Annotated in this window: 23 protein-coding genes; 11 read left to right on the forward strand and 12 right to left on the reverse strand. The window is 71.9% G+C overall.

Annotation, left to right across the window (positions count from 1 at the left end):
- Positions 1–10 precede the first annotated feature (10 nt).
- The 4 genes from ACN263_RS22930 to ppdK form a co-directional block, all read right to left on the reverse strand.
- Positions 11–841 (reverse strand): siderophore-interacting protein, encoded by an 831-nt coding sequence (locus tag ACN263_RS22930; protein ID WP_422736408.1) that lies wholly within the window; start codon positions 839–841, stop codon positions 11–13.
- 14 nt (positions 842–855) lie between these two features.
- Positions 856–2,091 (reverse strand): deoxyguanosinetriphosphate triphosphohydrolase, encoded by a 1,236-nt coding sequence (locus ACN263_RS22935; RefSeq protein WP_422736409.1) that lies wholly within the window; start codon positions 2,089–2,091, stop codon positions 856–858.
- Positions 2,088–2,435 carry a VOC family protein gene (locus ACN263_RS22940; protein WP_422736410.1) on the reverse strand — a complete coding sequence of 116 codons (348 nt, stop codon included), beginning with the start codon at positions 2,433–2,435 and terminating at the stop codon, positions 2,088–2,090. The genes ACN263_RS22935 and ACN263_RS22940 overlap by 4 nt, the downstream gene beginning before the upstream one ends.
- A 155-nt stretch (positions 2,436–2,590) precedes the next feature.
- Positions 2,591–5,299: a pyruvate, phosphate dikinase gene (ppdK, locus tag ACN263_RS22945; RefSeq protein WP_422736411.1), complete on the reverse strand. Its 2,709-nt coding sequence runs from the start codon at positions 5,297–5,299 to the stop codon at positions 2,591–2,593.
- Between the two features lie 259 nt (positions 5,300–5,558).
- Here ppdK and ACN263_RS22950 point away from each other — a divergent pair, with 259 nt between their 5' ends.
- On the forward strand, positions 5,559–7,271 hold the full coding sequence (locus ACN263_RS22950) for a beta-N-acetylhexosaminidase (RefSeq protein ID WP_422736412.1): 1,713 nt from the start codon (positions 5,559–5,561) through the stop codon (positions 7,269–7,271).
- 764 nt (positions 7,272–8,035) lie between these two features.
- Positions 8,036–8,698 (forward strand): C39 family peptidase, encoded by a 663-nt coding sequence (locus tag ACN263_RS22955; protein ID WP_422736413.1) that lies wholly within the window; start codon positions 8,036–8,038, stop codon positions 8,696–8,698.
- 459 nt (positions 8,699–9,157) lie between these two features.
- Here the strand turns inward: ACN263_RS22955 and dusB are convergent, their stop codons facing one another.
- From dusB to ACN263_RS22975, 4 genes are all read right to left on the reverse strand, one after another.
- Positions 9,158–10,330, reverse strand: coding sequence for a tRNA dihydrouridine synthase DusB (dusB, locus tag ACN263_RS22960; RefSeq protein ID WP_422736414.1), 1,173 nt, complete (start codon positions 10,328–10,330; stop codon positions 9,158–9,160).
- A gap of 64 nt (positions 10,331–10,394) precedes the next feature.
- Entirely contained in the window at positions 10,395–11,774 is a 1,380-nt protein-coding gene (locus ACN263_RS22965; protein WP_422736415.1) for a glycine--tRNA ligase, read from the reverse strand.
- A gap of 114 nt (positions 11,775–11,888) precedes the next feature.
- Positions 11,889–12,368, reverse strand: a complete 480-nt coding sequence (locus tag ACN263_RS22970) for a hypothetical protein (RefSeq protein WP_422736416.1) — start codon at positions 12,366–12,368, stop codon at positions 11,889–11,891.
- Between the two features lie 24 nt (positions 12,369–12,392).
- Complete coding sequence (locus ACN263_RS22975; protein WP_007463893.1) at positions 12,393–12,734, reverse strand: antibiotic biosynthesis monooxygenase family protein; 342 nt, start codon at positions 12,732–12,734, stop codon at positions 12,393–12,395.
- Between the two features lie 29 nt (positions 12,735–12,763).
- Between ACN263_RS22975 and ACN263_RS22980 the strand changes: the two genes are divergently transcribed.
- From ACN263_RS22980 to ACN263_RS23020, 9 genes are all read left to right on the forward strand, one after another.
- Positions 12,764–13,021 carry a hypothetical protein gene (locus ACN263_RS22980; RefSeq protein WP_421472643.1) on the forward strand — a complete coding sequence of 86 codons (258 nt, stop codon included), beginning with the start codon at positions 12,764–12,766 and terminating at the stop codon, positions 13,019–13,021.
- Positions 13,022–13,075: 54 nt separating this feature from the next.
- Positions 13,076–14,026, forward strand: coding sequence for a metal ABC transporter substrate-binding protein (locus tag ACN263_RS22985; RefSeq protein ID WP_422736417.1), 951 nt, complete (start codon positions 13,076–13,078; stop codon positions 14,024–14,026).
- Entirely contained in the window at positions 14,023–14,784 is a 762-nt protein-coding gene (locus ACN263_RS22990) for a metal ABC transporter ATP-binding protein (protein ID WP_422736418.1), read from the forward strand. Before ACN263_RS22985 ends, ACN263_RS22990 begins: the two co-directional genes overlap by 4 nt.
- A gap of 2 nt (positions 14,785–14,786) precedes the next feature.
- Positions 14,787–15,653, forward strand: a complete 867-nt coding sequence (locus tag ACN263_RS22995) for a metal ABC transporter permease (RefSeq protein ID WP_422736419.1) — start codon at positions 14,787–14,789, stop codon at positions 15,651–15,653.
- Positions 15,654–15,695: 42 nt separating this feature from the next.
- Positions 15,696–15,995 carry an ArsR/SmtB family transcription factor gene (locus ACN263_RS23000; protein WP_282257156.1) on the forward strand — a complete coding sequence of 100 codons (300 nt, stop codon included), beginning with the start codon at positions 15,696–15,698 and terminating at the stop codon, positions 15,993–15,995.
- Positions 15,992–16,390: a Fur family transcriptional regulator gene (locus ACN263_RS23005; protein ID WP_422736420.1), complete on the forward strand. Its 399-nt coding sequence runs from the start codon at positions 15,992–15,994 to the stop codon at positions 16,388–16,390. The genes ACN263_RS23000 and ACN263_RS23005 overlap by 4 nt, the downstream gene beginning before the upstream one ends.
- Positions 16,390–16,830, forward strand: coding sequence for a GNAT family N-acetyltransferase (locus ACN263_RS23010; RefSeq protein WP_422736421.1), 441 nt, complete (start codon positions 16,390–16,392; stop codon positions 16,828–16,830). Before ACN263_RS23005 ends, ACN263_RS23010 begins: the two co-directional genes overlap by 1 nt.
- Before the next feature lie 82 nt (positions 16,831–16,912).
- On the forward strand, positions 16,913–17,521 hold the full coding sequence (locus ACN263_RS23015; protein ID WP_422736422.1) for a hypothetical protein: 609 nt from the start codon (positions 16,913–16,915) through the stop codon (positions 17,519–17,521).
- Positions 17,522–17,914: 393 nt separating this feature from the next.
- Positions 17,915–18,082: a hypothetical protein gene (locus ACN263_RS23020; protein WP_421472651.1), complete on the forward strand. Its 168-nt coding sequence runs from the start codon at positions 17,915–17,917 to the stop codon at positions 18,080–18,082.
- Positions 18,083–18,424: 342 nt separating this feature from the next.
- Here the strand turns inward: ACN263_RS23020 and ACN263_RS23025 are convergent, their stop codons facing one another.
- From ACN263_RS23025 to ACN263_RS23040, 4 genes are all read right to left on the reverse strand, one after another.
- Complete coding sequence (locus ACN263_RS23025; protein WP_422736423.1) at positions 18,425–20,479, reverse strand: acyl-CoA dehydrogenase family protein; 2,055 nt, start codon at positions 20,477–20,479, stop codon at positions 18,425–18,427.
- A 104-nt stretch (positions 20,480–20,583) separates the two neighbouring features.
- Complete coding sequence (locus tag ACN263_RS23030; RefSeq protein ID WP_422736424.1) at positions 20,584–21,087, reverse strand: DUF6328 family protein; 504 nt, start codon at positions 21,085–21,087, stop codon at positions 20,584–20,586.
- Positions 21,088–21,205: 118 nt separating this feature from the next.
- Positions 21,206–21,955, reverse strand: coding sequence for a sugar isomerase domain-containing protein (locus ACN263_RS23035; protein WP_422736425.1), 750 nt, complete (start codon positions 21,953–21,955; stop codon positions 21,206–21,208).
- Entirely contained in the window at positions 21,952–22,758 is an 807-nt protein-coding gene (locus ACN263_RS23040) for an aminoglycoside N(3)-acetyltransferase (RefSeq protein ID WP_422736426.1), read from the reverse strand. The genes ACN263_RS23035 and ACN263_RS23040 overlap by 4 nt, the downstream gene beginning before the upstream one ends.
- Positions 22,759–22,777: the final 19 nt, after the last annotated feature.

Raw genomic sequence — 22,777 nt, forward strand, 5'->3', positions numbered from 1 at the left:
CGGCCGACGCTCAGGCGGCGGCCGGCTCCTCGGCGGCGACCTGCCGGTTCCACTCCTGCTTCGACGAGCGCCAGCCCTCGTCGTCCATGCCGCGCCGCCAGTAACCGGAGATGGAGAGCCGGTCGAGGGGCACACCGCGCTCGCCGCGCAGCAGTCGACGCAGGTCCCGTACGAACGTCGCCTCGCCGTGCACGAAGGCGTGCACCTGGCCGGCCGGGAACTCCAGCGAGCGCACCGCCTCGACCAGTGCCTCGCCCACCGGGCGTTCGCCACGGTGCAGCCAGGTGAGCGTGACCGCTCCGGGGCTGAGCAGCTTCTGCTCGTCCGCCGGGTCGGCGATCTCCACGAAGACGTGTGCCGGCGCGCCCACCGGCAGCCGTTCCAGCGCGGCGGCGATCGCCGGCAGGGCGCTCTCGTCACCGACCAGCAGGTGCCAGTCCGCGTCCGGGCTCGGCGCGTACGCCCCGCCGGGGCCGACGAAGTGCACCGGGTCGCCCGGGCGCAGCGCGGCGGCCCACGGGCCGGCCAGCCCCTCGTCGCCGTGGTGCACCACGTCCACGGTCAGTTCCCCGGCGCGCGGGTCCCACCGGCGCACGGTGTACGCCCGCAGCCGGGGCCACTGCTCGCGGGGCAGGTCCCGACGGATCGCGGCGAGGTCCAGCGGCTGCGGGTACGCGACGCCGGGCTGCGGAAACACCAGCTTGATGTAGTGGTCGGTGAACTCGCCCACCGGCAGGCCGACCAGTTCGTCCCCACCGAGGACGAGCCGGATCAGGTGCGGGGTGGGTCGTTCGGTGCGCAGCACCCGGACCGAGGTGACGTTCCTGGGGCGTTCCGTCATGTAGTTAGGCTAGCCTAAGTTGTCGAGTTGTCCACCAGGCGGGTGTGCCAGCTCACCGCTCCCGGGTCGGTGAGCGAGGCGACCTGGTCGATCACGACCCGCAGTCGGGCGGCGTCGTCCGGCGCGGCCCGCCACAGCGGCGCGAAGATCGGGTCGAGCCCGTCCGGCGCCCGCCGGACCAGCGCGGCCACCAACTCGGCCAACATCGTGCGCTGCCGCTCGTAGCGACCCCGGAAGCCGCTGCGCCGCATCACATACCGCAGGGCGATGCCCTTGAGCAGCGCACACTGCGCCCGCACCAGCCTCGGCACCACCAGGTCGGCGGCGTACCGGCGGTGCGGGCCGGGGCCGTACCGCTCCTCGGTGGCCTCCACCGCCGCCGACACGAACCGGCCGGTCAGCCCACTCGTGGTCGCCTTCAGCGCGACCTGGGCGCGGTGGCTGCCGTCGTACGCGGCGAGGGGGGCGAGCAGCGGGTCGGCCAGCAACGCGACGAGCACCTCGGCCAGGTCGGCGGCCGACTCCCCCGAGTACGTGGCGGCCACGTCGGCGCAGAGCGCGGCCCGTTCGTCGGCGTCGCCGAGTAGCGGGCCCAACGTGACGTACCCGCCGTGGATGCCGTCCTCGACGTCGTGCACCGAGTACGCGACGTCGTCGGCCCAGTCCATCACCTGCGCCTCCAGGCAGCGCCGGTCTCCCGGCGCACCGGCCCGGAGCCACTCGAAGACCACCGTGTCGTCGGCGTACACCCCGAACTTGCGCTGCCCCGGGCGGCGCGGCCAGGGGTACTTGCCGATCGCGTCGAGCGACGCCCGGGTGAGGTTCAGCCCGGCGGACGACCCGTCCGGGGCGAGCACCTTCGCCTCCAACCGGGTCAGCACCCGCAGCGTCTGCGCGTTGCCCTCGAACCCGCCGCAGGGCGTCGCGAGCAGGTCCAGCGCGGCCTCACCGTTGTGCCCGAACGGCGGATGCCCCAGGTCGTGGGCGAGCCCGGCGACGTCGACCACGTCCGGGTCGCAGCCCAGCCGGGCGCCCATCTCGCGGGCGATCTGGGCCACCTCCAGCGAGTGCGTCAGCCGGGTCCGCAGGAAGTCGTCGGTGCCGGCGGTGTGCACCTGCGTCTTGGTGGCCAACCGACGGAACGCGGCCGAGTGCAGCACCCGGGCCCGGTCCCGCTCGTACGGCGACCGGCGGTGGCCGGTGTCCTTCGGCGGCTCCGCCACCAACCGGTCGGCCGGATCACTGCTCACCGAGCAGGGAGCACGCAGAACTCGTTGCCCTCCGGGTCGGCGAGCACCGTCCACTCCACCTCGCCCTGGCCGATGTCGACGTGCCGGGCGCCCATGTCGACGAGCCGTTCGACCTCGGCCTCCTGGTCAGCCGGGCGCAGGTCGAGGTGCAGCCGGTTCTTGCGCACCTTGCCCTCGGCGACCGGGCCGAAGAAGAGGGCGGGGGACCGATCCGCGGACTGGCGGATCTCCACGCCACCCGGCTTCTCGGAGATGATCTGATAGCCGAGCGCCTCGGCCCACCAACGGGCCAGCCGCGCCGGATCACGGGCGTCGACGGTGAGGCTCTCCCAGACGCTTGTCATTCAGTCACCCTTCCCGTTCGACGGCGTACGCAATCAGCCGTTTGCGAGCGAGCCAAGGTTACGCCCGTCACGGCTCCTTGACGTGCCCCCGACGCGGCGACGGGTGGTGAACGCGATGGCGGCCCGGTCGCCCGGGCCGCCGTCGACGCCGCCGGTCAGCGGCTGTCCGAGCCGTCCGTCTCCACGGCCGCCCGGCCGGCTTCCAGGCGTGCCACCGGCACCCGGAACGGCGAGCAGGAGACGTAGTCCAGGCCGACGGAGTGGAAGAAGTGCACCGAGTCGGGGTCGCCGCCGTGCTCGCCGCAGACGCCGAGCTTCAACCCGGGGCGGGCCGCCCGGCCCTCCTCGGCGGCGATGCGTACCAGCCGTCCGACGCCGTCCCGGTCGATCGACTCGAACGGTGAGATGCCGAAGATGCCCAGCTCCAGGTACCGCCAGAAGAACGCGCCCTCGACGTCGTCGCGGGAGAAGCCCCAGCCCATCTGGGTCAGGTCGTTGGTGCCGAAGGAGAAGAACTCGGCGGCCTCGGCGATCTGGCCGGCGGTCAGCGCCGCCCGGGGTACCTCGATCATCGTGCCGATCAGCACCTCGACGCCGCTGTCCCCGACCACCTCGGCGATGATCTTCTCGGCCTCGGCGCGTACCGTCTCCAACTCCTGCACGGCCCCGACCAGCGGCACCATGATCTCCGGGCAGGCGACGCCGCCGGCGCGGACGACCGCGACGGCGGCCTCCGCGATGGCCCGGACCTGCATCGCGAACAGGCCGGGGATGACCAGGCCGAGGCGTACGCCCCGCAACCCGAGCATCGGGTTCTCCTCGTGCATTCGCCGGACGGCCGCCAGCAGCGCCTCCTCCTTGGCCACGTCCTCGCCACGTTCCTGGGCGACCGCGACGTTGACCGCGAGCTGTTCCAGCGGCGGCAGGAACTCGTGCAGCGGCGGGTCGATCAGCCGGACGGTGACCGGCAGCCCGTCCATCTCCCGGAAGATCTCCATGAAGTCGGCCCGCTGCAACGGCAGCAGCGCCGCCAACGCCGTCTCCCGCTCGTCGGCGTCGCGGGCCAGGATCAGCCGCTCCACCAGCTCCCGCCGGTCGCCGAGGAACATGTGCTCGGTGCGGCACAGGCCGATGCCCTCCGCGCCGAAGCGCCGGGCCCGGGCCGCGTCCGCGCCGGTGTCGGCGTTCGTGCGGACCGCCAGCCGCCGCTGTGCGTCGGCGTGCGTCATGATCCGGTGTACGGCCCGAACGAGGGGGTTGTCGACGTGCTCGGCGTCGAGGCTGCCCTCGAAGTACTGCACGACCTCGGACGGCATGACCGGCACCTCGCCCAGGTAGACCTTGCCGGTGGTGCCGTCGATGGACACGACGTCGCCCTCGTCGACGGTGTGCCCGGCCACCGTGAAGCGCTTCGCCGGGACGTTCACCTCGATCTCGTCGGCGCCGGAGACGCAGGTCTTGCCCATGCCCCGGGCCACCACCGCGGCGTGACTGGTCTTACCGCCCCGCGAGGTGAGGATGCCCTTCGCGGCGATCATGCCGTTCAGGTCGTCCGGGTTGGTCTCCCGGCGGACCAGGATCACCGACTCACCCTCGGCGGCCAGCTCGACGGCGCGGGCGGAGGTGAAGACCACCGTGCCGGACGCCGCGCCGGGTGACGCCCCGATGCCGGTGGCGACCGCCTCGAACTCGTGGTCGAGCTGGAAGCGGGGGAACATGAGCTGGGCGAGCTGTGCGCCGTTGACCCGGTGCAGCGCCTCGTCCAGGTCGATCAGGCCCTCGTCGACGAGCTGCCCGGCGATGACGAACGCGGCGGCGGCCGTCCGCTTGCCGACCCGGGTCTGCAACATCCACAGCTTGCCGCGCTCGATGGTGAACTCGATGTCGCACAGGTCCCGGTAGTGCTCCTCCAGCCGGGCCATGATCGACAACAGCTCGTCGTAGGAGGACTTGTCCAGCTGCTCCAACTCCTGCAACGGCACGGTGTTGCGGATGCCGGCGACCACGTCCTCACCCTGGGCGTTGGCCAGGTAGTCGCCGTAGATGCCCTGCGCGCCGCTGCCCGGGTCGCGGGTGAAGGCGACGCCGGTGCCCGAGTCGGGGCCGAGGTTGCCGAAGACCATGGTCACCACGTTGACCGCGGTGCCCAGGTCGGCCGGAATGCGCTCCTGCCGGCGGTAGAGAACCGCGCGCTCGGCGTTCCACGACTCGAAGACCGCCCGGATGGCCAGGTCGAGCTGCTCCCGCGGCTGCTGCGGGAACTCCCGGCCGGTGTGCTTGGCGAAGATCTTCTTGTACGCGTCGACCAGCCCGCGCAGGTCGTTCGCGTCCAGGTCCAGGTCGTTGTGCGTACCCTTGGCGCTCTTGATCTCGTCGAGGGCGTGCTCGAACTCCTCGCCCGGCACCTCGCAGACGGTCTTGCCGAACATCTGGATCAGCCGGCGGTACGAGTCCCAGGCGAACCTGTCGTTCTGACCCGCCTGCGCGGCGAGTCCCACCACGCTCTGGTCGTTGAGGCCGACATTGAGGACGGTCTCCATCATGCCGGGCATGGAGAACTTGGCCCCGGAGCGGACGGACACCAGCAGCGGGTCCTGCGGGTCGCCGAGGCGCTTGCCCATCTCGCGCTCCAGCGACTGGAGGTGCTCCTCAATCTGACCGGCCAGGCCGTCGGGCTCCCGACCGGTCGCGAGGTACGCCTGACACGCCTCGGTGGTGATGGTGAAACCGGGTGGCACGGGCAGGCCGAGGTTGGTCATCTCGGCGAGGTTGGCGCCCTTGCCCCCGAGCAGGTCCTTGAGCTCCTTGTTGCCCTCGGAGAAGTCGTAGACGTACTTGTGATCGTCGGTCTCTTGCGCTGCCACCAGAGCCTCCCACGCGCGCCGGATTGACACTTAACGAAGGTTCAGGGCGAAGGTTAAGCGAAGATCGGGTGGCCTGGGACCGGTCGGTGACAATTGGCACAGCCATCACGACTATCCGCGTTCGTACCGGTTTTTGGGAACGCTTCCACGAGCACGATCACGCAATTTCTCCGGTCCTCGTATTGTTGACGACACTGGTTCTGCCGAAGCTCGCTTTTGCCATATCCGACGCGAACTAACCCCTTCCGGAGCCTTCGTCGTGTCCTCCCTTCCGCTCTCCTCCCCCACCCCCGACCCCGCCGCCGAGCCGGTCGCGCTGCCCAGCCAGCACCAGCCGGAGGCCGGTGACCTGGCCGCGCTCGCGGCGCGGACGGCCGGTGCCGACCTGCTCGCCCCGCCGGTACGCCTCGACGACGTGGTGCCGGCGCCGGAGCGGGCCGAAGCGGACCCGACCGCGACGTTCACCCTCGACGGGGAGACCGCCATCCGGGTCACCGCCCACCCGGGCGCCCGGGAGGTGGCCGACCACCTGGCCGAGCTGCTCCGCCCGGCGACCGGGTTCCCGCTGCCCGTCACCGACACCCTCACGGCCGACCCGACCGGAACCCTGGCGCTCACCCTGGTCGGCACCACCCCGCCGCTCCCCGCCGCCGACCCCGAGCCCGCCGACCTCGGGGCGGAGGACTACCGGCTCGACGTGACCGCCACCGGGGTACGCGTCGTCGCCGACACCGCCACCGGCCTGTTCTACGGCGTCCAGACGCTCCGACAGCTCCTCCCGGCCGCCGTGGAGAGCCCCACCCCGGTGACCGCCCGTTGGGCGCTGCCCGGCGGGACGATCGTGGACCGACCCCGCTTCCCGTACCGGGGCGCGATGCTCGACGTGGCGCGACACTTCTTCGCCGTCGAGGACGTCCTGCGGGTGATCGACCACCTGGCCCGCTACAAGCTCAACCACCTGCACCTGCACCTCACCGACGACCAGGGCTGGCGCATCGCCGTCGACTCCTGGCCGAGGCTGGCCACCGTCGGCGGGGCGAGCGAGGTCGGCGGCGGTCCGGGCGGGCACTACACCACTGACGACTACCGGCGGATCGTCTCGTACGCGTCCGCCCGGCACGTCACCGTCGTCCCGGAGATCGACCTGCCCGGCCACACCAACGCGGCGCTCGTCGCGTACCCGCAGCTCGCACCGGACAAGGTCGCGCCCGCGCCGTACACCGGCACCGAGGTCGGCTTCAGCTACGTCGACCCGGCCGACGAGCGGACGTACGACTTCATCGCCGACGTGCTCGGCGAGGTCGCCGCCCTCACCCCGGGGCCGTGGCTGCACATCGGCGGCGACGAGGCGTTCAAGGTCAAGGGCAAGGTCTACACCGGTTTCGTGGAGCGCGCGCAACAGCTCGTCGCCGACAACGGCAAGACCGTGGTGGGCTGGCACCAGCTCGCCCCGGCCCCGCACCGCGACGGGCGGGTCCTGCAATGGTGGGGTACGGACACCGACGACCCCACCACCGCCGACGCCGTACGACGGGGCGCCCGGCTGATCGTCTCTCCCGGCAACCACGCGTACCTGGACATGAAGTACGCCGAGGACACCCCGATCGGACACGACTGGGCCGGCCTCATCGACGTACGCCGCGCGTACGACTGGGATCCGGGCACTCACGTCACCGACGTGCCCAGCACGGCCGTCCTGGGCGTCGAGGCCCCACTCTGGACCGAATCGGTCACCTCGCTGGCCGACATCGAGTTCCTGCTGCTCCCCCGGCTGCCCGCCATCGCCGAGCTGGGCTGGTCGCCCCGGGCGAAGCACGACTGGGCCGGCTTCCGGGACCGTCTGGCCGGGCACGGCCCACGCTGGTCCACCGCCGGGATCACCTTCCACCCCAGCCCCGAGATCCCCTGGCCGGCGACCCCCACCATCCCCCGCCAACACGGCGCATCCCAGGCGGACCCGACGACCCCCTGAAGGCGCGGCACCACCTGAGGTCGCCCAGCCGGGAGGCGCCCGGGGTCGCTGGCGGCGGCGCCTGGACGCCTGAGGTCGCCAGCCGGGGGCGTGATCGACTCGGGATCGCCGATGTCGGGGTATCCCGCACGCCCGGATACCCCGACATCGCCGACGTCGAGTCGATCACGCCTCGACCGACGACGGATGCCCCCATCGCCGGGTCGCGCAGATAGATCCACTCCAGGTCGGCGATCTGGGGGTGTCCCGGCTCGGGGATGCCCCCAGATCGGCGATCCGGTGACGATCACGCCGGTAAGCCTCGCGCGCGGCATCACGGATGCGAGGTCTGTCCCGTTCCGGCCGCCGGGTGCTGTGGTCGGCCACACCGTGCGGGCGGAATCGCGGGCCGGGCGGGGTCGTTATATCTGGCACGCCGCCGCGACCCCCGGCTCGACGGGTGGCCGCCGGGAACACCCGACGGGTCGGCGTCGTTACAAACCCCCGCACGGCCGAGCACCATGCTGGCTGGCCCGGGACGGAGTCGCCCCGGGAACACCCGCCAGGCCGCCGTCGTTACAACCCCGCACGGCCGAGCACCACCGGGCCGTCCCCCGGTCCCCGGCGCGGGAATGACCTGACGCCCCGGACCGTTGCACCACCTTCCGCGCAGACCCCTCTTGTCGGGTCGCCGGAGCAGATCCCCCTCACGAACTTTCCCCGCCCGGCACACCCCCCCGTGTGCCGCGCGCGTATCCCCCGATGAAGCAGAGGAGCACGCCATCATGCGTACCGATCTGATTCGTAAGACCGCCCTGACCGCCGCCGGCCTCGCCTTCGCCGGCGGCGCCATCGCCGGACCCGTCACCACCGCGTTCGCCGCCGAAAGCACCGCCAAGCCCGTGTCGCAGACCCAGACCGACCGCAAGGGTCACGGCGAGCGGCAGCTCGGCGTGCGGTACGAGGCCCAGCCGAACTTCTACTACTGCGGCCCCGCCGCGGCCCGTAACGCCCTGAGCGTGCAGGGCAAGGACATCAGCGTGGACGCCATGGCCAAGGAGATGGGCACCACCGAGGCCGGCACCAACAGCATCAACGACATCACCCCGGTCCTGAACAAGGAGACCGGCAAGACCGACGCCTACCACAGCGTCGAGATCAGCAGCCCCGACGCCGACGCCAAGCAGACCGACACGCTGCGCGCCGACATCATCCGCACCGTGGACAACGGTCGGGCCGTGGTCGCCAACATCGCCGGCACCAGCACCGACACCGACGGCAACACCCACTCCTTCGAGGGCGGGCACTACATCAGCGTCACCGGCTACCGCGACAACGGCAACATCGTCACCATCGCCGACTCCGCCGACCCGAACACCGCCTCCTACGACATCACCGTCGAGCACCTCGCCGACTGGATCGCCACCCGCGGCTACGCCACCAGCTGACCCGCACCACCACACCACCGACAAGGGCCGGACCCCACCACGGGGCCCGGCCCTTCAGCATGCCCAGATCACCGCGCCCCGCGCCCCGCGCCCCGCGCCCAAGATCCTCACAACATCACCGATACTGCTGCCTCGGACGCGCCGGAAGCAGCAACAACCCTGAAGTTGTGAGGATCTTGGCGCGGGGCGGTCGGGCGAGGGTCAGTTGGTGGTGCCACAGGTCCTTTGGAGCTGATGTCGTAGACGAATCAGCGTCCGCCCCCGGCTGAGACCAGGCGCGACCGAGGCGCGGCCAGGCGCGACCGAGGCGCGGCCAGGCGCGACCGAGGCGCGCGACCAAGGCGGCGACCTGGGGAGAAACAGGCCCGAGGCCCGTGCCCCACCCCGCCATCCACCGAAGACCGCGCGAGCGACATCGGCCCGGCAACGGCGGGAGGTGCCGTCAAGGGCCGAGCGGTGTCAGCCGCCGGAGTCGTCCATCTCCGCGCCCTCGGGGACGGTGTCGTCGTCCCGGCTGGCCAGCCAGCCGTCCGGCAGGGCGACCTTGCCCGGAGAGTTGGTACGGCCGCGCGGCTGACCCAGGGCGGTGACCGGGAACGGCTCGGTCGGGTCGAGCTTGCCCAGCAGGTCGTCGAGCTGGGCCAGGCTCTCGATCATCGCCAGCGAGCGGCGCAGTTCGCCGCCCACCGGGAAGCCCTTCAGGTACCAGGCGACGTGCTTACGGAAGTCGGTGCAGCCGTCCCGCTCACCTCGGGCCGGGTTGCGCGCGCCCGCCACGAACTGGTCCACCAGCAACTCGGCGTGCCGGCGCATGGTCACCGCCACCTCGCCGAGGGTGGGCAGCCGCCGCTCCGGGCAACCGGTGAAGGCGGCCTCCAGGTCGGCGAAGAGCCACGGCCGGCCGAGGCAGCCGCGACCCACCACCACGCCGTCGACGCCGGTGTGCGCGACCATCCGCAGCGCGTCGTCGGCCTCCCAGATGTCGCCGTTGCCGAGCACCGGCACATCGAGGGCCTGCTTCAGGGTGGCGATCGCGTCCCAGTCGGCGGTGCCCGAGTAGCGCTGCGAAGCCGTACGCCCGTGCAGGGCCACCGCGGCGACGCCGGCCTCCTGGGCGGCGAGCCCGGCCTCGACGTACGTCAGATGGTCGTCGTCGATGCCCTTGCGCATCTTGACCGTGACCGGCACTCCGGCGGGTGCGGCGGCATCCACCGCGGCCTTCACCAGGCGGGCGAAGAGCCGGCGCCGCCACGGCAGCGCCGCGCCGCCACCGCGCCGGGTCACCTTGGGAACCGGGCAGCCGAAGTTGAGGTCGATGTGGTCGGCCAGGTTGCGCTCGACGACGATCCGCACGGCGGCGGCGGTGATCTCCGGGTCGGTGCCGTAGAGCTGGAGGCTGCGGGGCTGCTCGTCGTCGCCGAAAGCGATCATGCGCAACGTCTTCGGGTTCCGCTCGACGAGCGCCCGGGTCGTGATCATCTCGCAGACGTAGATGCCGCCGCCCTGCTCCCGGCAGAGCCGGCGGAAGCCGACGTTCGTGATCCCGGCCATCGGCGCGAGCACCACCGGCGGTGACACCTGGTACGGCCCGAGGGTCAACGGGCGCAGCGCGGGCACGGTCGAGGCGGTCACCGCACAAGTGTACGGGGCCCCGACCGGCGCTTTCCGCGTCGGCCGGAGCCCCGTGCCCGGTGTCTCAGCAGCCGGGGAGGCGCTCGATCAGGTACCGCTCGACCTGGTCCAGGGAGACCCGCTCCTGACCCATGGTGTCCCGGTTCCGGACGGTCACGGCGTTGTCGTCCAGGGTGTCGAAGTCGACCGTCACGCAGAACGGGGTGCCGATCTCGTCCTGCCGGCGGTAGCGACGGCCGATCGCCTGCGAGTCGTCGAACTCCACCACCCAGCGCTTGCGCAGCAGCGCGGCGAGGTCCTTCGCCTTGGGCGACAGCGCCTCGTTGCGCGACAGCGGCAGCACCGCCACCTTGACCGGGGCCAGCCGCGGGTCGAACCGCATCACCGTGCGCTTGTCCACGCCGCCCTTGGTGTTCGGCGCCTCGTCCTCGTCGTACGCCTCGAGCAGGAAGGCGAGCACCGCGCGGGTCAGACCGGCGGCCGGCTCGATGACGTACGGCATCCAGCGCTCACCCTTGGTCTGGTCGAAGTACGACAGGTCGACGCCGGAGTGCTTGCTGTGCGTGGAGAGGTCGAAGTCGGTGCGGTTGGCGACGCCCTCCAGCTCGGCGAACTCGGTGCCGCCGAACTGGAACCGGTACTCGATGTCGACCGTGCGCTTCGAGTAGTGCGAGAGCTTGTCCTTCGGGTGCTCGTACAGGCGCAGGTTGTCCGCCGAGAGACCGAGGTCGAGGTACCAGTTCCAGCGCTCCTGGAGCCAGTACTCGTGCCACTGCTCGTCGGTGCCCGGCTCGACGAAGAACTCCATCTCCATCTGCTCGAACTCGCGGGTCCGGAAGATGAAGTTGCCCGGGGTGATCTCGTTACGGAACGACTTGCCGGTCTGCGCGATGCCGAACGGGGGCTTCTTGCGGGCGACCGTCTCGACGTTCTTGTAGTTGACGAAGATGCCCTGCGCGGTCTCCGGACGCAGGTAGTGCAGACCCTCGTCGCTCTCCACCGGGCCCAGGTACGTCTTCATCAGGCCGTTGAACATCTTCGGCTCGGTGAAGGTGCCCTTGTTGCCACAGTTGGGGCAGTTGACCTCGGCGAGCGAGGTGGGCGCGTGGCCGTGCTTGGCCTCGTACGCCTCCTCGATGTGGTCCGCCCGGAACCGCTTGTGGCAGAACTGGCACTCGGTGAGCGGGTCGACGAACTCGGCGATGTGGCCGGACGCCTCCCACACCTTGCGGGCCAGGATCACCGCGGAGTCGAGACCGACGACGTCGTCGCGCTGCTGGACCATGGTCTTCCACCACTGCCGGCGGACGTTCTCCTTCAGCTCCACGCCGAGCGGACCGTAGTCCCACGCCGACCGGGTGCCTCCGTAGATCTCGCTGGAGGGGAAGACGAAGCCTCGGCGCTTGGCGAGGCTGACGACGGCGTCAATACGGTCGGCTGGCATGTTTCCTCCTACGCCGGCTGGCGGTCGGCGGGGGCGAGATGTGGATGGAACGGTCGGTTCGGGACAACGGTACGACCACCGCCGCCCCGAGCCCAGCAGAATACCGGGGGCGGGTCAGCTCACCCCGCAGACCTCCATGCCGCCGGTCTGACCGTCCTGACCCAGGCTGACCTGCTGGCGCTCCCGGTCGCCGCCGGCCAGGGTCACGTCCACCGGAACGGTCAGGTTGGTGGTGTCCACCTCACCCACCCGGAAGGCGGTGACCTGCGGCTCGGCGGCCGCCCGCCGCTCGAACTCGGGGCGCGACTCACGCCGCTGCGCGTCGTCGCAGAGCTGCTCGTACGCCCGGCCGTAGTTGCGTTCGACGAGCGCCTGGTAGTAGTCGCCGGTCACCGTACGACCCTGCTCGCGTACCGCCTGCACGCCGCTCACGGCCAGGCCCACCACGGCCGTGCCTCCTCCACCGCAGCAGAGCAGCACGGCGAGGGCGCCGACGCCGAGGCCGATCCAGAGCCGGGTCCGGCGCCCTTCGGTGGGAGGCGCGGCGAACGGCGGAGCCACACCGGGACCGGGCGGCGGGGCGGGTGCGGTCATAGGAGCAGGGTAGTGCCCGACGGCTCAGCGGTAAGGACCTGCGGCCCGATCACTCTCGGCGACCACCACGGCTCCGCCCGGCGCGGCACTGGCCAGCGCCTCGTACGCGGACGGCTCGTCCACCGACTCGGCGAGCAGCGGCACCGCGCTCACCTTGACCTCGAACGCGCCCAGCGCCCGCCGATAGGTGCCGACCGACTCCCACTCGGTGACCAGCGACCAGTACCGGGGGTCGTCCAGGGCCCGGACCAGTTGGCCGCGCAGGTAGCCGGGGCAGGCGGCCAGCGCGGTGAGGGCGGCGTGCGCCCGTTCGGTGAAGCCGTCGGCGACATCGACGTCGACCACGAACCGGTTGGTCACCAGCACCGGGGGTTCCTCCTCGTAGAGTCTGTGGGATGCAGCGTACGCAGCGCCCCCTGCTGGCCCGGTTGGCCGGGGCGAACCCGACGTCGGTGTTCCTGCTCACCCTGGTGGTGGTGCTGGTGGCGTTCTTCACGCCGGGGGTGGTCGGCGGTCTGCTGACGCTGGCGCTCGCCGCCGCCCTGATCGCCCTGTTGGCGACCACCTGGCCGGTTCAGGCGCCGCAGACGAGGGTGGTCCGGCTGCTGATGCTGACCCTGCTGGTGACGGTGGGTCTGGCGAAGCTGCTCTGACATGCAAGCATGCGTTTTTGACAATCATTCTCATTACCACGGACAGTGGGGAACATGAGCAACCGCACCACGCCCCGCGTCCTGGCCGCCGCCGCTACCGCCCTGCTCGCCCTGGGCGCCGCCGCCGGCTGCTCCACCGGCGGCCCGGCCGGCGCCGATCCCCAACGGGTCGACGTGGTGGCCGCGTTCTACCCACTCCAGTTCGTCGCCGAGCGCGTCGGCGGCGACGCCGTCCGGGTGACCAACCTGGCCAAGCCCGGCGCCGAGCCGCACGACCTGGAGCTGAGCCCAAGCCAGGTCGGTGAGATCACCGAGGCCGAGCTGATCGTCTACCTCAAGGGCTTCCAGCCCGCGGTCGACGAGGCGATCGCGCAGGACGACGACGCCCCGGTGTTCGACGTGGCCGGCGTGCAGCCGCTTCTGGACGCCAGCGCCGGCGGCCACAACCACGAGGGCGAGGAGGAGGGCGAAAAGGGGCACGGGCACGCGAAGGACCCGCACGTCTGGCTCGACCCGATCAGGCTCGCCGGCATCGGCGACCAGCTCGCCCAGCGGCTCGGCACGGTCGACAAGGCCCACGCCGCCGACTACACGGCCCGCGCCGCCGCCCTGCGCGCCGACCTGACCACCCTCGACGGCGAGTTCACCAAGGGCCTGGCGACCTGCCAGCGGCGCGAGATCGTGACCAGCCACACCGCGTTCGGCTACCTGGCCGACCGCTACCGCCTCGAACAGGTCGGCATCACCGGGCTGAGCCCCGACGTCGAGCCCTCACCGCAACGCCTTGCCCAGGTGGTCGAGGAGGCGAAGGAGCACCAGGCCACCACGATCTTCTTCGAGGCGCTGGTCAGCCCGAAGGTCGCCGAGACCATCGCCGGTCAGGTCGGCGCGAAGACCGCGGTGCTCGATCCGATCGAAGGACTCGCTCCGGGCAGCGACGCCGACTATTTTTCGGTGATGCGTAGCAACCTGCAGACCCTGCGGACGGCGTTGAGCTGCTCGTGAGCACCAACGTCATCACCGTCGAGCACGGCGCGGTCGGCTACGACGGCCGCCCCGTGCTCAGGGACGTCTCGCTCACCGTGACCGCCGGAGAGGTGGTCGCGGTGCTGGGCGCCAACGGCTCCGGCAAGTCCACGCTGATCCGTACGATCCTCGGCCTGGTCCCGCTCAGCGGCGGCTCGATCACCCTCTTCGACCGGCCGTTGCGCCAGTTCCGCCAGTGGCAGCGCATCGGGTACGTCCCGCAGCGGCTCGGCGCCGGCGGCGGCGTACCCGCCACCGTGCGCGAGGTGGTGGCCTCCGGCCGGCTGGCCCGCCGGGGCATCCTGCGCCCGCCCGGCGCGGCCGACCGGGCCGCCGTCGACGCGGCGCTGCGGGCGGTCGGGCTCGCCGACCGGGCCACCGATCCGGTGTCCACCCTCTCCGGTGGTCAGCAGCAGCGCACCCTGATCGCCCGCGCGCTGGCCGGCCGGCCGGAGCTGCTGATCCTCGACGAGCCGACCGCCGGGGTGGACGCGGCCAGCCAGGAGGCGTTCGCGGGCGCGTTGCGCGACTTCGTCGCCGACGGCGGAACGGTGCTGCTGGTGGCCCACGAGCTGGGCCCACTGCGACCGGTGATCAGCCGGGCGGTCGTCGTCCACCAGGGCGGCATCTGTCACGACGGCACGGTCCCGGACCCGGCCGGCCACCACGCGGAGCCCGACCACGACCACGTGCACCCGCACGGTCCCGACGAGCCCGCCGGGCTGTGGAGCAACTGACCATGGAACTCTTCCAGTACCCCTACATGCAGCGTGCCCTGATCGGCGCGCTGGTGATCGGCCTGGCCGCCCCGGCGCTCGGCATCTACCTGGTGCAGCGCCGGCTGACGCTGATCGGCGACGGCATCGGGCACGTGGCGTTGACGGGTGTCGGCGCCGGCCTGCTGCTGAACCGCTCCCCGGTGCTGGTGGCGGTGATCGTCGCCACCGCCGGTGCGATCGCCATCGAGCTGGTGCGCGCCCGCGGACGTACCTCCGGCGATCTGGCCCTGGCCCTGCTCTTCTACGGCGGCATCGCCGGTGGCGTGCTGCTGGTCGGCCTCTCGGACGCGACAAGCGCCAACCTCAACGCCTACCTGTTCGGCTCGCTGCTCTCCACCTCGACCAGCGACCTGGTCACCGTCGGTGTGCTCGGTGCGGCGATCCTGATCACCATGATCGCCCTGCGGCCGGCGCTCTTCGCGATCAGCCACGACGAGGAGTACGCCCGGGTCTCCGGCCTGCCGGTACGCACGCTCAACCTGCTGATCGCGGTCACCACCGCGGTCACGGTGACCATCGCGATGCGGGCCGTCGGGGTGTTGCTGATCAGCGCGCTGATGGTGGTCCCGGTGGCCGCCGCCCAGCAGGTCACCCGGGGTTTCCGCAGCACGATGACCGCCGCCATGGCGCTCGGGTTCTTCGCCGCCGGCGCCGGCGTCTGGGTGGCCGCCACCGCCGACACCCCACCGGGAGCTTCGGTGGTGCTGCTGGCGATCGCCTCCTTCCTGGTGGTGGCCGTGGCCGGGGCGATCTGGCGGGCGATGCGTCGCCACACCGCGCCGGCGCCCGTACCGGCGGCGGAGCCGCACGAGGTCGTCCTGGACTGAACCCGATCGGCGGATGTCGGTGGTATTGGTTACCGTTGCAAGATGACCAGCGCAACGGGCTACGAGGGTTTCGACGGAGCCAGCGAACTGCTCCGAGCCTTGTCCGCGCCGATCCGGCTGGCCATCGTCAGCGAGCTGGCGGACGGCGAGCGGTGCGTGCACGAGCTGGTGGAGAAGCTGGGCGCCGCGCAACCGCTGGTCTCCCAGCACCTGCGGGTGCTGCGCGGCGCGGGCGTGGTGCGCGGCTCGCGACGGGGCCGGGAGATCGCCTACAGCCTGGTCGACGAGCACGTCGCGCACATCGTGGCGGACGCGGTCAGTCACGCCGGGGAGGGATCATGAGCGAGAGCGGCGCCGCGGTACGCAACACCCGTCAACGCTCGGCGGTGAGCGCGCTGCTCGGGGAGATGGACGGCTTCCACAGCGCCCAGGATCTGCACGCGATGCTCCGGCAGCGCGGCGAACGGGTCGGCCTGACCACCGTCTACCGCACCCTCCAGGGCCTGGCCGACGCGGGCGAGATCGACGTGATGCGCCCGCCCGGTGGCGAGCACCTCTACCGCCGGTGCAGCCAGGGGCACCACCACCACCTGGTCTGCCGGGCCTGCGGCCGGACGGTCGAGGTGGCCGGGCCGGCGGTGGAGAGCTGGGCCGACCGGGTCGCCGCCGAGCACGGGTACGCCGACGTCAGCCACACCCTGGAAATCTTCGGCACCTGCCCGACGTGCGTCCGCTGATGGGCCTCCGGTTCACGCCGGTCCATCCGGTGGGCAGCGACACGGCGCTGCGCGACTGGCAGCACATCCACAACTCGATCATCCCGACGGCACCCCTGTCGGTCGACGAGGTCGCCGCTCGCGCCCAACGCCACATCCTCGAGGTCGCGTACGCCGACGGGGTGGCGGTAGGCTGCTCGACCGTACGTCCCCCGGCACCCGACACCGCGACCGTGATCGCCCGGGTCCGGCCCGAGAGCCGCCGGCACGGCTACGGGGAGCAGATCTACCAGCGCGGACTGGACCGGGCCCGCGAGCTGGGCGCGCAGACCATCGAGACCGTCGTCCTGGCGTCCAACGACGACGGGCTGCGGTTCGCCCGTCAGCACGGCTTCGTCGAGATCGACCGGTACGTCCTGCCGGGTGACACCATCGCCTTCGTGGACCTGCGGCTCGCCTGATCGCAGGCTGGCTGCGCGTTGCCGGCCGAGCACCCGTATCGACGGGTGCCGGGCCGTCATCGTTCGTGGCACGCTGTCCGGCGTGAAGATCTACGCCGATCGGTTTCCGACCGCCGTCCGTCAGTTGCTCACCGACCTGCTCGTCGTCGTCTGGGTGTACGCCGCGATCCGCGCCGCCCTCTGGCTGCACGACCTGGTGCAGAAGCTCGCCGTACCCGGACAGAAGCTGGAGGGCGCGGGCGGTGGCCTCGCCGACAACCTCGCCGACGCCGGCGGCAAGGTACGCCGGGTGCCGCTGGTCGGTGACGAGCTGACCGCGCCCTTCCAGCGTGCCGCCGACGCCGCCCGAGGACTCGCCGACGCCGGCCGCGAGCAGCAGCACCTCGTCGACCAGCTCGCCCTCGCCCTCGCCATCGGGGTGCTGATCTTCCCGCTCGGGCTGGTGCTCGTCGGCTGGCTGCCACTGCGGCTGCGCTGGATGCGCCGCGCCGGCTCGGCCGCGAAGCTCGCCGCCGTACCGGCCGGACGGGACCTGCTGGCACTGCGCGCGCTGGCCACCCAGCCACTGGGCCGCCTCACCCGGATCGCGCCCGACGTCGCCGAAGCCTGGCGCCGCGGCGACGACGACACCGTCAACGCCCTGGCCGCCCTGGAACTACGCCACCTAGGCCTCCGCAACAAAACCCCCTAACCCCAAACCCCCGCCCCGACCCTCGCCCTCGCCTCGCCCCACCCCGCCATGCCCTGCCTTGCCTCGCCTCGCCCCGCCTTGCCGCGCCCCGCCATGCCCTGCCTCGCCTCGCCTCGTGGATCATGGACTTGTGGTGGGCGACAAAGCACCCCGTAAAACCCTAAAACAGGCACCACAACTCCATGATCCACGAGGCCGGGCGGCGACCGCCCCGCGATCTTGCACTTTCTGTGGTGACGTAAGGGGCAAAACGTCCTAAGTCGACAACCGAAAGTGCAAGATCGACGAGGACGGGGGCGTGGACGAGGGACGTGGGCAAGATCGACGAGGGCGAAGGGCTTGGGGTGTGTGGTGGCGTCTCGGGGGTGCGAGTGCAGGCCGTAAGGTCGTCGGGTGTTCTACTTCCTGGTCGTCATCGCCGTCCTGCTGCTCGGGTACGCCGCCGTGCTGGTCTCCTTCGTGCGGCGGGGCAAGAAGATTCCGCCCGCCGCGTACCTCGCGCTGGCCGTGCTCAACGGTCTGATCCTGGCGGGAGTGCTGGCCTGGGCGGTCGCCCGCTGACCTACGGCAACGCCACGCCTTACCCCGCGACGCCACACCCCGCCACGCGACACCCCGCCACGCCACGCGACACCCCGCCACGCCACGCGACAACCCGCCACGCCACGCGACAACCCGCCACACCCCGCCACGCCACGCGACACCCGCCACGGCCCGGCCGGCCCGGCCGCCCGGGCCGCCCCAAGATCGTGCTCGAACCAGGAAGTAGTGGCCTCGGGGTCGGAGGGATGCCACCGAATCCAGGATCGAGCGCGATCTTGCATCGCCCTCGAGCGCGATCTTGCACCGCTCTCGGGCATGGGCTTGCGTCAGGGTCGGACAGCGACCTCGCGCAGCGGCCCGTTACGGCTTCGGGGGGATGCGGCGGCGGACGTCCTCGGCGGCGGACGGGCCGGGCTGCCAGCGGGCCACCCAGGGCAGCTCGGCGGACGGGGTGACGACGCCCTCCTCCAGGCTCGCGTAGCGGCCGGCGAGGATGCGCTTGGCGGCGGCGGTGTCGACCGAGTCGGTGTTGTCCCAGAGGGCGGCGAACAGGGCGTCCACCCGGACCCGGGCCTGCCGGCAGAAGAGGTCGGCCAGCTCGACGTTCTCGGGCCGGGTGTCGCGCTCGGCGGTGGCCCGGACGCAGACGGCGGACATCGCGAACAGCTCCGCGCCGATGTCCACGATGCGCCCGAGGAACGCCTGCTTACGCTCCATCTTGCCCTGCCAGCGGGACATCGCGTAGAACGTCGAACGGGCCAGCTTGCGCGACGCGCGTTCCACCTGGCGCAGGTGGCCGGCGAGGGGGCCGAACTCGGCGTACCCGGATGGGCTCTGGCCCTTGCCGACCGTGAGGGTCGGCAGCCACCTCGCGTAGAACGCTCCCGCCCGGGCTCCGGCGCGGGCCTTGCGGCCGAGCCCCGCCTCCGGGTCGATGATGTCGCCGGCCACCGACAGGTGGGCGTCGACGGCCTCCCGGGCGATCAGCAGGTGCATGATCTCGGTGGAACCCTCGAAGATCCGGTTGATGCGCAGGTCCCGGAGCACCTGTTCGACGTTGGCCGGGCGTTCACCCCGGGCGGCGAGTGAGTCCGCGGTCTCGTAGCCGCGCCCGCCCCGGATCTGGACCAACTCGTCGGCGATCTTCCAGGCCATCTCGCTGGCGTAGAGCTTGACCAGCGCGGCCTCGATCCGGATGTCGTTGCGGTCGTCGTCGGCGAGCAGGCAGCACAGGTCGAGCATGGTCTCCATGCCGTACGTGGTGGCGGCGATGAAGGAGAGCTTCTGGGCGACGGCCTCGTGCTCGCCCACCGGGCGGCCCCACTGGACGCGGTCGGCGGCCCATCCCCGGGCCACGTTCAGCGCCCACTTGCCGGCACCCACGCACATGGCCGGAAGGGAGAGCCGGCCGGTGTTGAGCGTGGTCAGGGCGATCTTGAGCCCCTTGCCCTCGCCGCCGATGACGTTCTCGGCGGGCACGAACACGTCGTGGAAGCGGGTCAGACTGTTTTCCAGGCCGCGCAGGCCGACGAACTGGTTGCGCCGCTCCACGGTGATGCCGGCACTGTCGCCCTCCACCACGAACGCGGTGATACCGCCGCGTCGCCCCTCGGCGGCGGGTACCCGGGCCATCACCACCAGCAGGGTGGCCACGGTGCCGTTGGTGGCCCAGAGCTTCACCCCGTTGAGCCGGTAGCCGGTGCCGTCCTCGGTCGGCTCGGCGGTGGTGGCGAGTCGGGCCGGGTCGGAGCCGACGTCGGGCTCGGTGAGCAGGAACGCGGAGACCTCGCCGGCGGCGAGCCGGGGCAGGAAGCGCTGCTTCTGCTCGGCGGTGCCGAACATCTTCAACGGTTGCGGCACGCCGATCGACTGGTGGGCCGAGAGCAGCGCCCCGATCGCCGGGCTGACCGAGCCGGCCAGCATCAGCGCCCGGCAGTAGTGCAGGTTGCTCAGCCCCAGGCCGCCGTACTTCCGGTCGATCTTCATGCCGAACGCGCCGAGGTCGGCGAGGCCGTGGAAGACGGAGTCCGGGATGGACGCGTCCCGTTCGATGGCCGCGCCGTCCACCTCGGCGGTGACGAAGGCGCGGAGCCGGCCGAGGAAGTCCTCGGCGCGAGCCGCGTCGTCCGGGTCAGCGCGCGGCCACGGGTCGATGAGGTCGAGGCGGAACCGGCCGAGGAACAACTCCTTGCCGAAGCTGGGACGGTCCCAGGTGGACTCGCGGGCGGCCTCGGCGACCCGGCGAGCCTCCTTCTCGGAGACCTGCCCGGCCTCGGCGGGCAGCGGCGCGGCCGCGCCGGCGACGGGCGACCCAGCGGCGGGTAATCCAGCGGCAGCCGATCCAGCGGCAGGCCCGGCGGCGGATTCGGAATCGGGGCCGTCCGGTGCCGGTCGGCCGTCCTGTGTCGTGGTCACGGCTGCCCCCTCGAAACTCGGTGCGGCTGCTCGACGTGCGCGACTAACGCCACGCTACCCCTGGTTGTTACCCAGGGGTAGCGTCGCGTGAACATCGAGAGTGGTCAGCCGACGCTGAGCGTGTCCGGGTCGTCGTCCTCGTCGTCGATGTCGTCGTCACCCCAGTTGCGGCGGGCGAACGGCAGGATCACCCAGAAGACGAGGAACCAGATCCCGGCGAGCGCGCTCAGCACGAAGGCGATCGGCCGGTCCAGCACGAAGTCGGTGATCAGCAGCACCGCACTGACCATCGCGATCAGCATGAAGGCGAGGCCACCGGTCGCCATCCGGTGTGCGAACCGCACCAGTTCCGGCTTGCGTCCCTGGCGGAACAGCGCCCGGTGGAACGCCACCGGCGAAATGATCATCGCGGTGGCGGCGGCCGCGGCCAGCAGGGCGACGATGTAGACGTCGCGCTGGAACTCGCTGGTCCGGGTGAACCCGTTGCTGAACGGCAGGGTGAGCAGGAAGGCGAAGAGGATCTGCACGCCGGTCTGGGCGACCCGCAACTCCTGGAGCAGGTCGGCGAAGTTGCGCTGCCACCGTTGCTTCTCGGTCTCCTTGGACACCCGCTACCTCCGGTGAGACGGTACTGCCGGCGGTCCCGGCCGCCGGCAGAACGCCAATGCCCCACCCGGCCGAGCGCGAAACAGGTTCACGACACCTGCCGTTCACCGGGCGGAAACGTCAGGAACCGCGACGGATCCGACCCGCGTACCGGGCCTCCAGCGCGTTGTTGTGCGCGTCGCCGTCCGGGATGTTCGCCGACAGGTACACCGGGGGCTGCTCCCCCGCCGCGAGCAGCCGGGCCACCACCTCCACGGTGATCTGCTGGGCCAGCAGCGCGGCCGTGATCGAGGAGACCGCGCCGACCGCGCCCCCGCCCGGCAGCGGCAGCGTCGCGTCACCGTACGGGGCGCCGTTGTCGAGCACCACGTTGGCGAGGTCGGCCAGTTTGCGTCCGGACGGGTGGCGGGAGGTCATCCGGCCGGAGTGCTGTGCGGAGGTGATCGCCACCAGCTTGTGGCCCCGCTCCTTGACCAGCGTGGCGAACTCGACCATCGCGCCGTTGACCCCGGAGTTCGAGGCGAGCACGAAGACGTCGGTGGGTCGCACCGGGGCCAACTCGTAGAGCCGGTGCGCCACCGCCGGGTCCCGTTCCAGCAGCGGTCCGAGCAGGTCGGCCGGCTCACCGCCGAGCAGCACCAGGTCCCGCAGGGCGATCCGGTTGGTGGGCACCAGCCCGCCCGCCCGGCCGGCGATCTCCATGGCGAGGGCCTCCGAGTGCCCGGTGCCGAAGGCGTGCACCACCCCGTCGGCGCGTACCGCCTCGGCGATCAGGTCGGCGGCCCGACCCACCGCGTCGGCCTGGCTGGCGGCCACCCGGGCCATCGTCTCGGTCACCACGGCCAGGTAGTCCTCGGCGCTCACCGTCATACGTCCTCCGTCCGTCTGTTGCGGGCGAACCACCGCACCGCGAAGTCGACCGCCGCCCGCTGGCGTACCAACCTCGCCGTTCCGGCGCCCACCGGGCCGACGCGGACCACCGCGGTGTCGTCGAGGTCGCGGCCCAGTGCGCCGAAGTCGCTCGAATCGAGCCGGGCGTCCTGCCACCACACCCACTCGCGGCCCCCGTCGGCGGTCCGCACCGCCGCGCCCAGCCGTTCCCGCACGACGGTGGGACGGCGGTACTCGGCCAGGTGCAGCGAGGTGTTGACGCCATGGTCGACGCCGAGCAGCAGCACGTCGGCGTCCAGGTCGTAGAGCCGGGCCAGCGGTGAGACCTCGCCGAGCATGTCGGCCAGGGCGTGCCCGGCGACCACCCGCTCGGCCGCCGGGCCGAGCGCCGCGAACGACACCTGGGGGTGCGTGCTGCGCCGTGCCCCGGGCCAGCAGCGGACCGTCTCGGCGAGGACGCCCATGTACCGGCTCGGCGTGACCGCCGGGTCGAAGCCGGGCATCTCGGCGCGGATCAGCGGCCACCAGTCCACCGGCACCGGCGGGTTCCGCCACTGCGCGGGGTCGCTGTTGTCGGGGGTGTGGGTGGGCACCACGATCGTGCCGTCCGGGCCGAGCGCGTCCCGCAGGGCGAGCACCAGCGCCTGCGGCCCGCCGCAGACGTAACCCAGGCCGCGCATCCCGGCGTGCACGAGCACCGTCGATCCCGGGCGTACGCCCAGCAGCCGGAGTTGCGCGGCGATCGACCGGCGGGTGCCCGGCCCACCGGTGGGAACGGTCACCGCTCTCCCCCGCCCGGCA

It is taken from the genome of Micromonospora sp. WMMD729 (assembly GCF_049315225.1).
GTDB lineage: Bacteria > Actinomycetota > Actinomycetes > Mycobacteriales > Micromonosporaceae > Micromonospora.

Coding starts and splice junctions, on each gene's coding strand:
- ACN263_RS22930 (WP_422736408.1), bottom strand. CDS start 841: ATGACGGAACGCCCCAGGAACGTCACCTCGGTCCGGGTGCTGCGCACC.
- ACN263_RS22940 (WP_422736410.1), bottom strand. CDS start 2,435: ATGACAAGCGTCTGGGAGAGCCTCACCGTCGACGCCCGTGATCCGGCG.
- ACN263_RS22955 (WP_422736413.1), top strand. CDS start 8,036: ATGCGTACCGATCTGATTCGTAAGACCGCCCTGACCGCCGCCGGCCTC.
- ACN263_RS22965 (WP_422736415.1), bottom strand. CDS start 11,774: ATGCCAGCCGACCGTATTGACGCCGTCGTCAGCCTCGCCAAGCGCCGA.
- ACN263_RS22970 (WP_422736416.1), bottom strand. CDS start 12,368: ATGACCGCACCCGCCCCGCCGCCCGGTCCCGGTGTGGCTCCGCCGTTC.
- ACN263_RS22980 (WP_421472643.1), top strand. CDS start 12,764: ATGCAGCGTACGCAGCGCCCCCTGCTGGCCCGGTTGGCCGGGGCGAAC.
- ACN263_RS22985 (WP_422736417.1), top strand. CDS start 13,076: ATGAGCAACCGCACCACGCCCCGCGTCCTGGCCGCCGCCGCTACCGCC.
- ACN263_RS22995 (WP_422736419.1), top strand. CDS start 14,787: ATGGAACTCTTCCAGTACCCCTACATGCAGCGTGCCCTGATCGGCGCG.
- ACN263_RS23000 (WP_282257156.1), top strand. CDS start 15,696: ATGACCAGCGCAACGGGCTACGAGGGTTTCGACGGAGCCAGCGAACTG.
- ACN263_RS23005 (WP_422736420.1), top strand. CDS start 15,992: ATGAGCGAGAGCGGCGCCGCGGTACGCAACACCCGTCAACGCTCGGCG.
- ACN263_RS23010 (WP_422736421.1), top strand. CDS start 16,390: ATGGGCCTCCGGTTCACGCCGGTCCATCCGGTGGGCAGCGACACGGCG.
- ACN263_RS23035 (WP_422736425.1), bottom strand. CDS start 21,955: ATGACGGTGAGCGCCGAGGACTACCTGGCCGTGGTGACCGAGACGATG.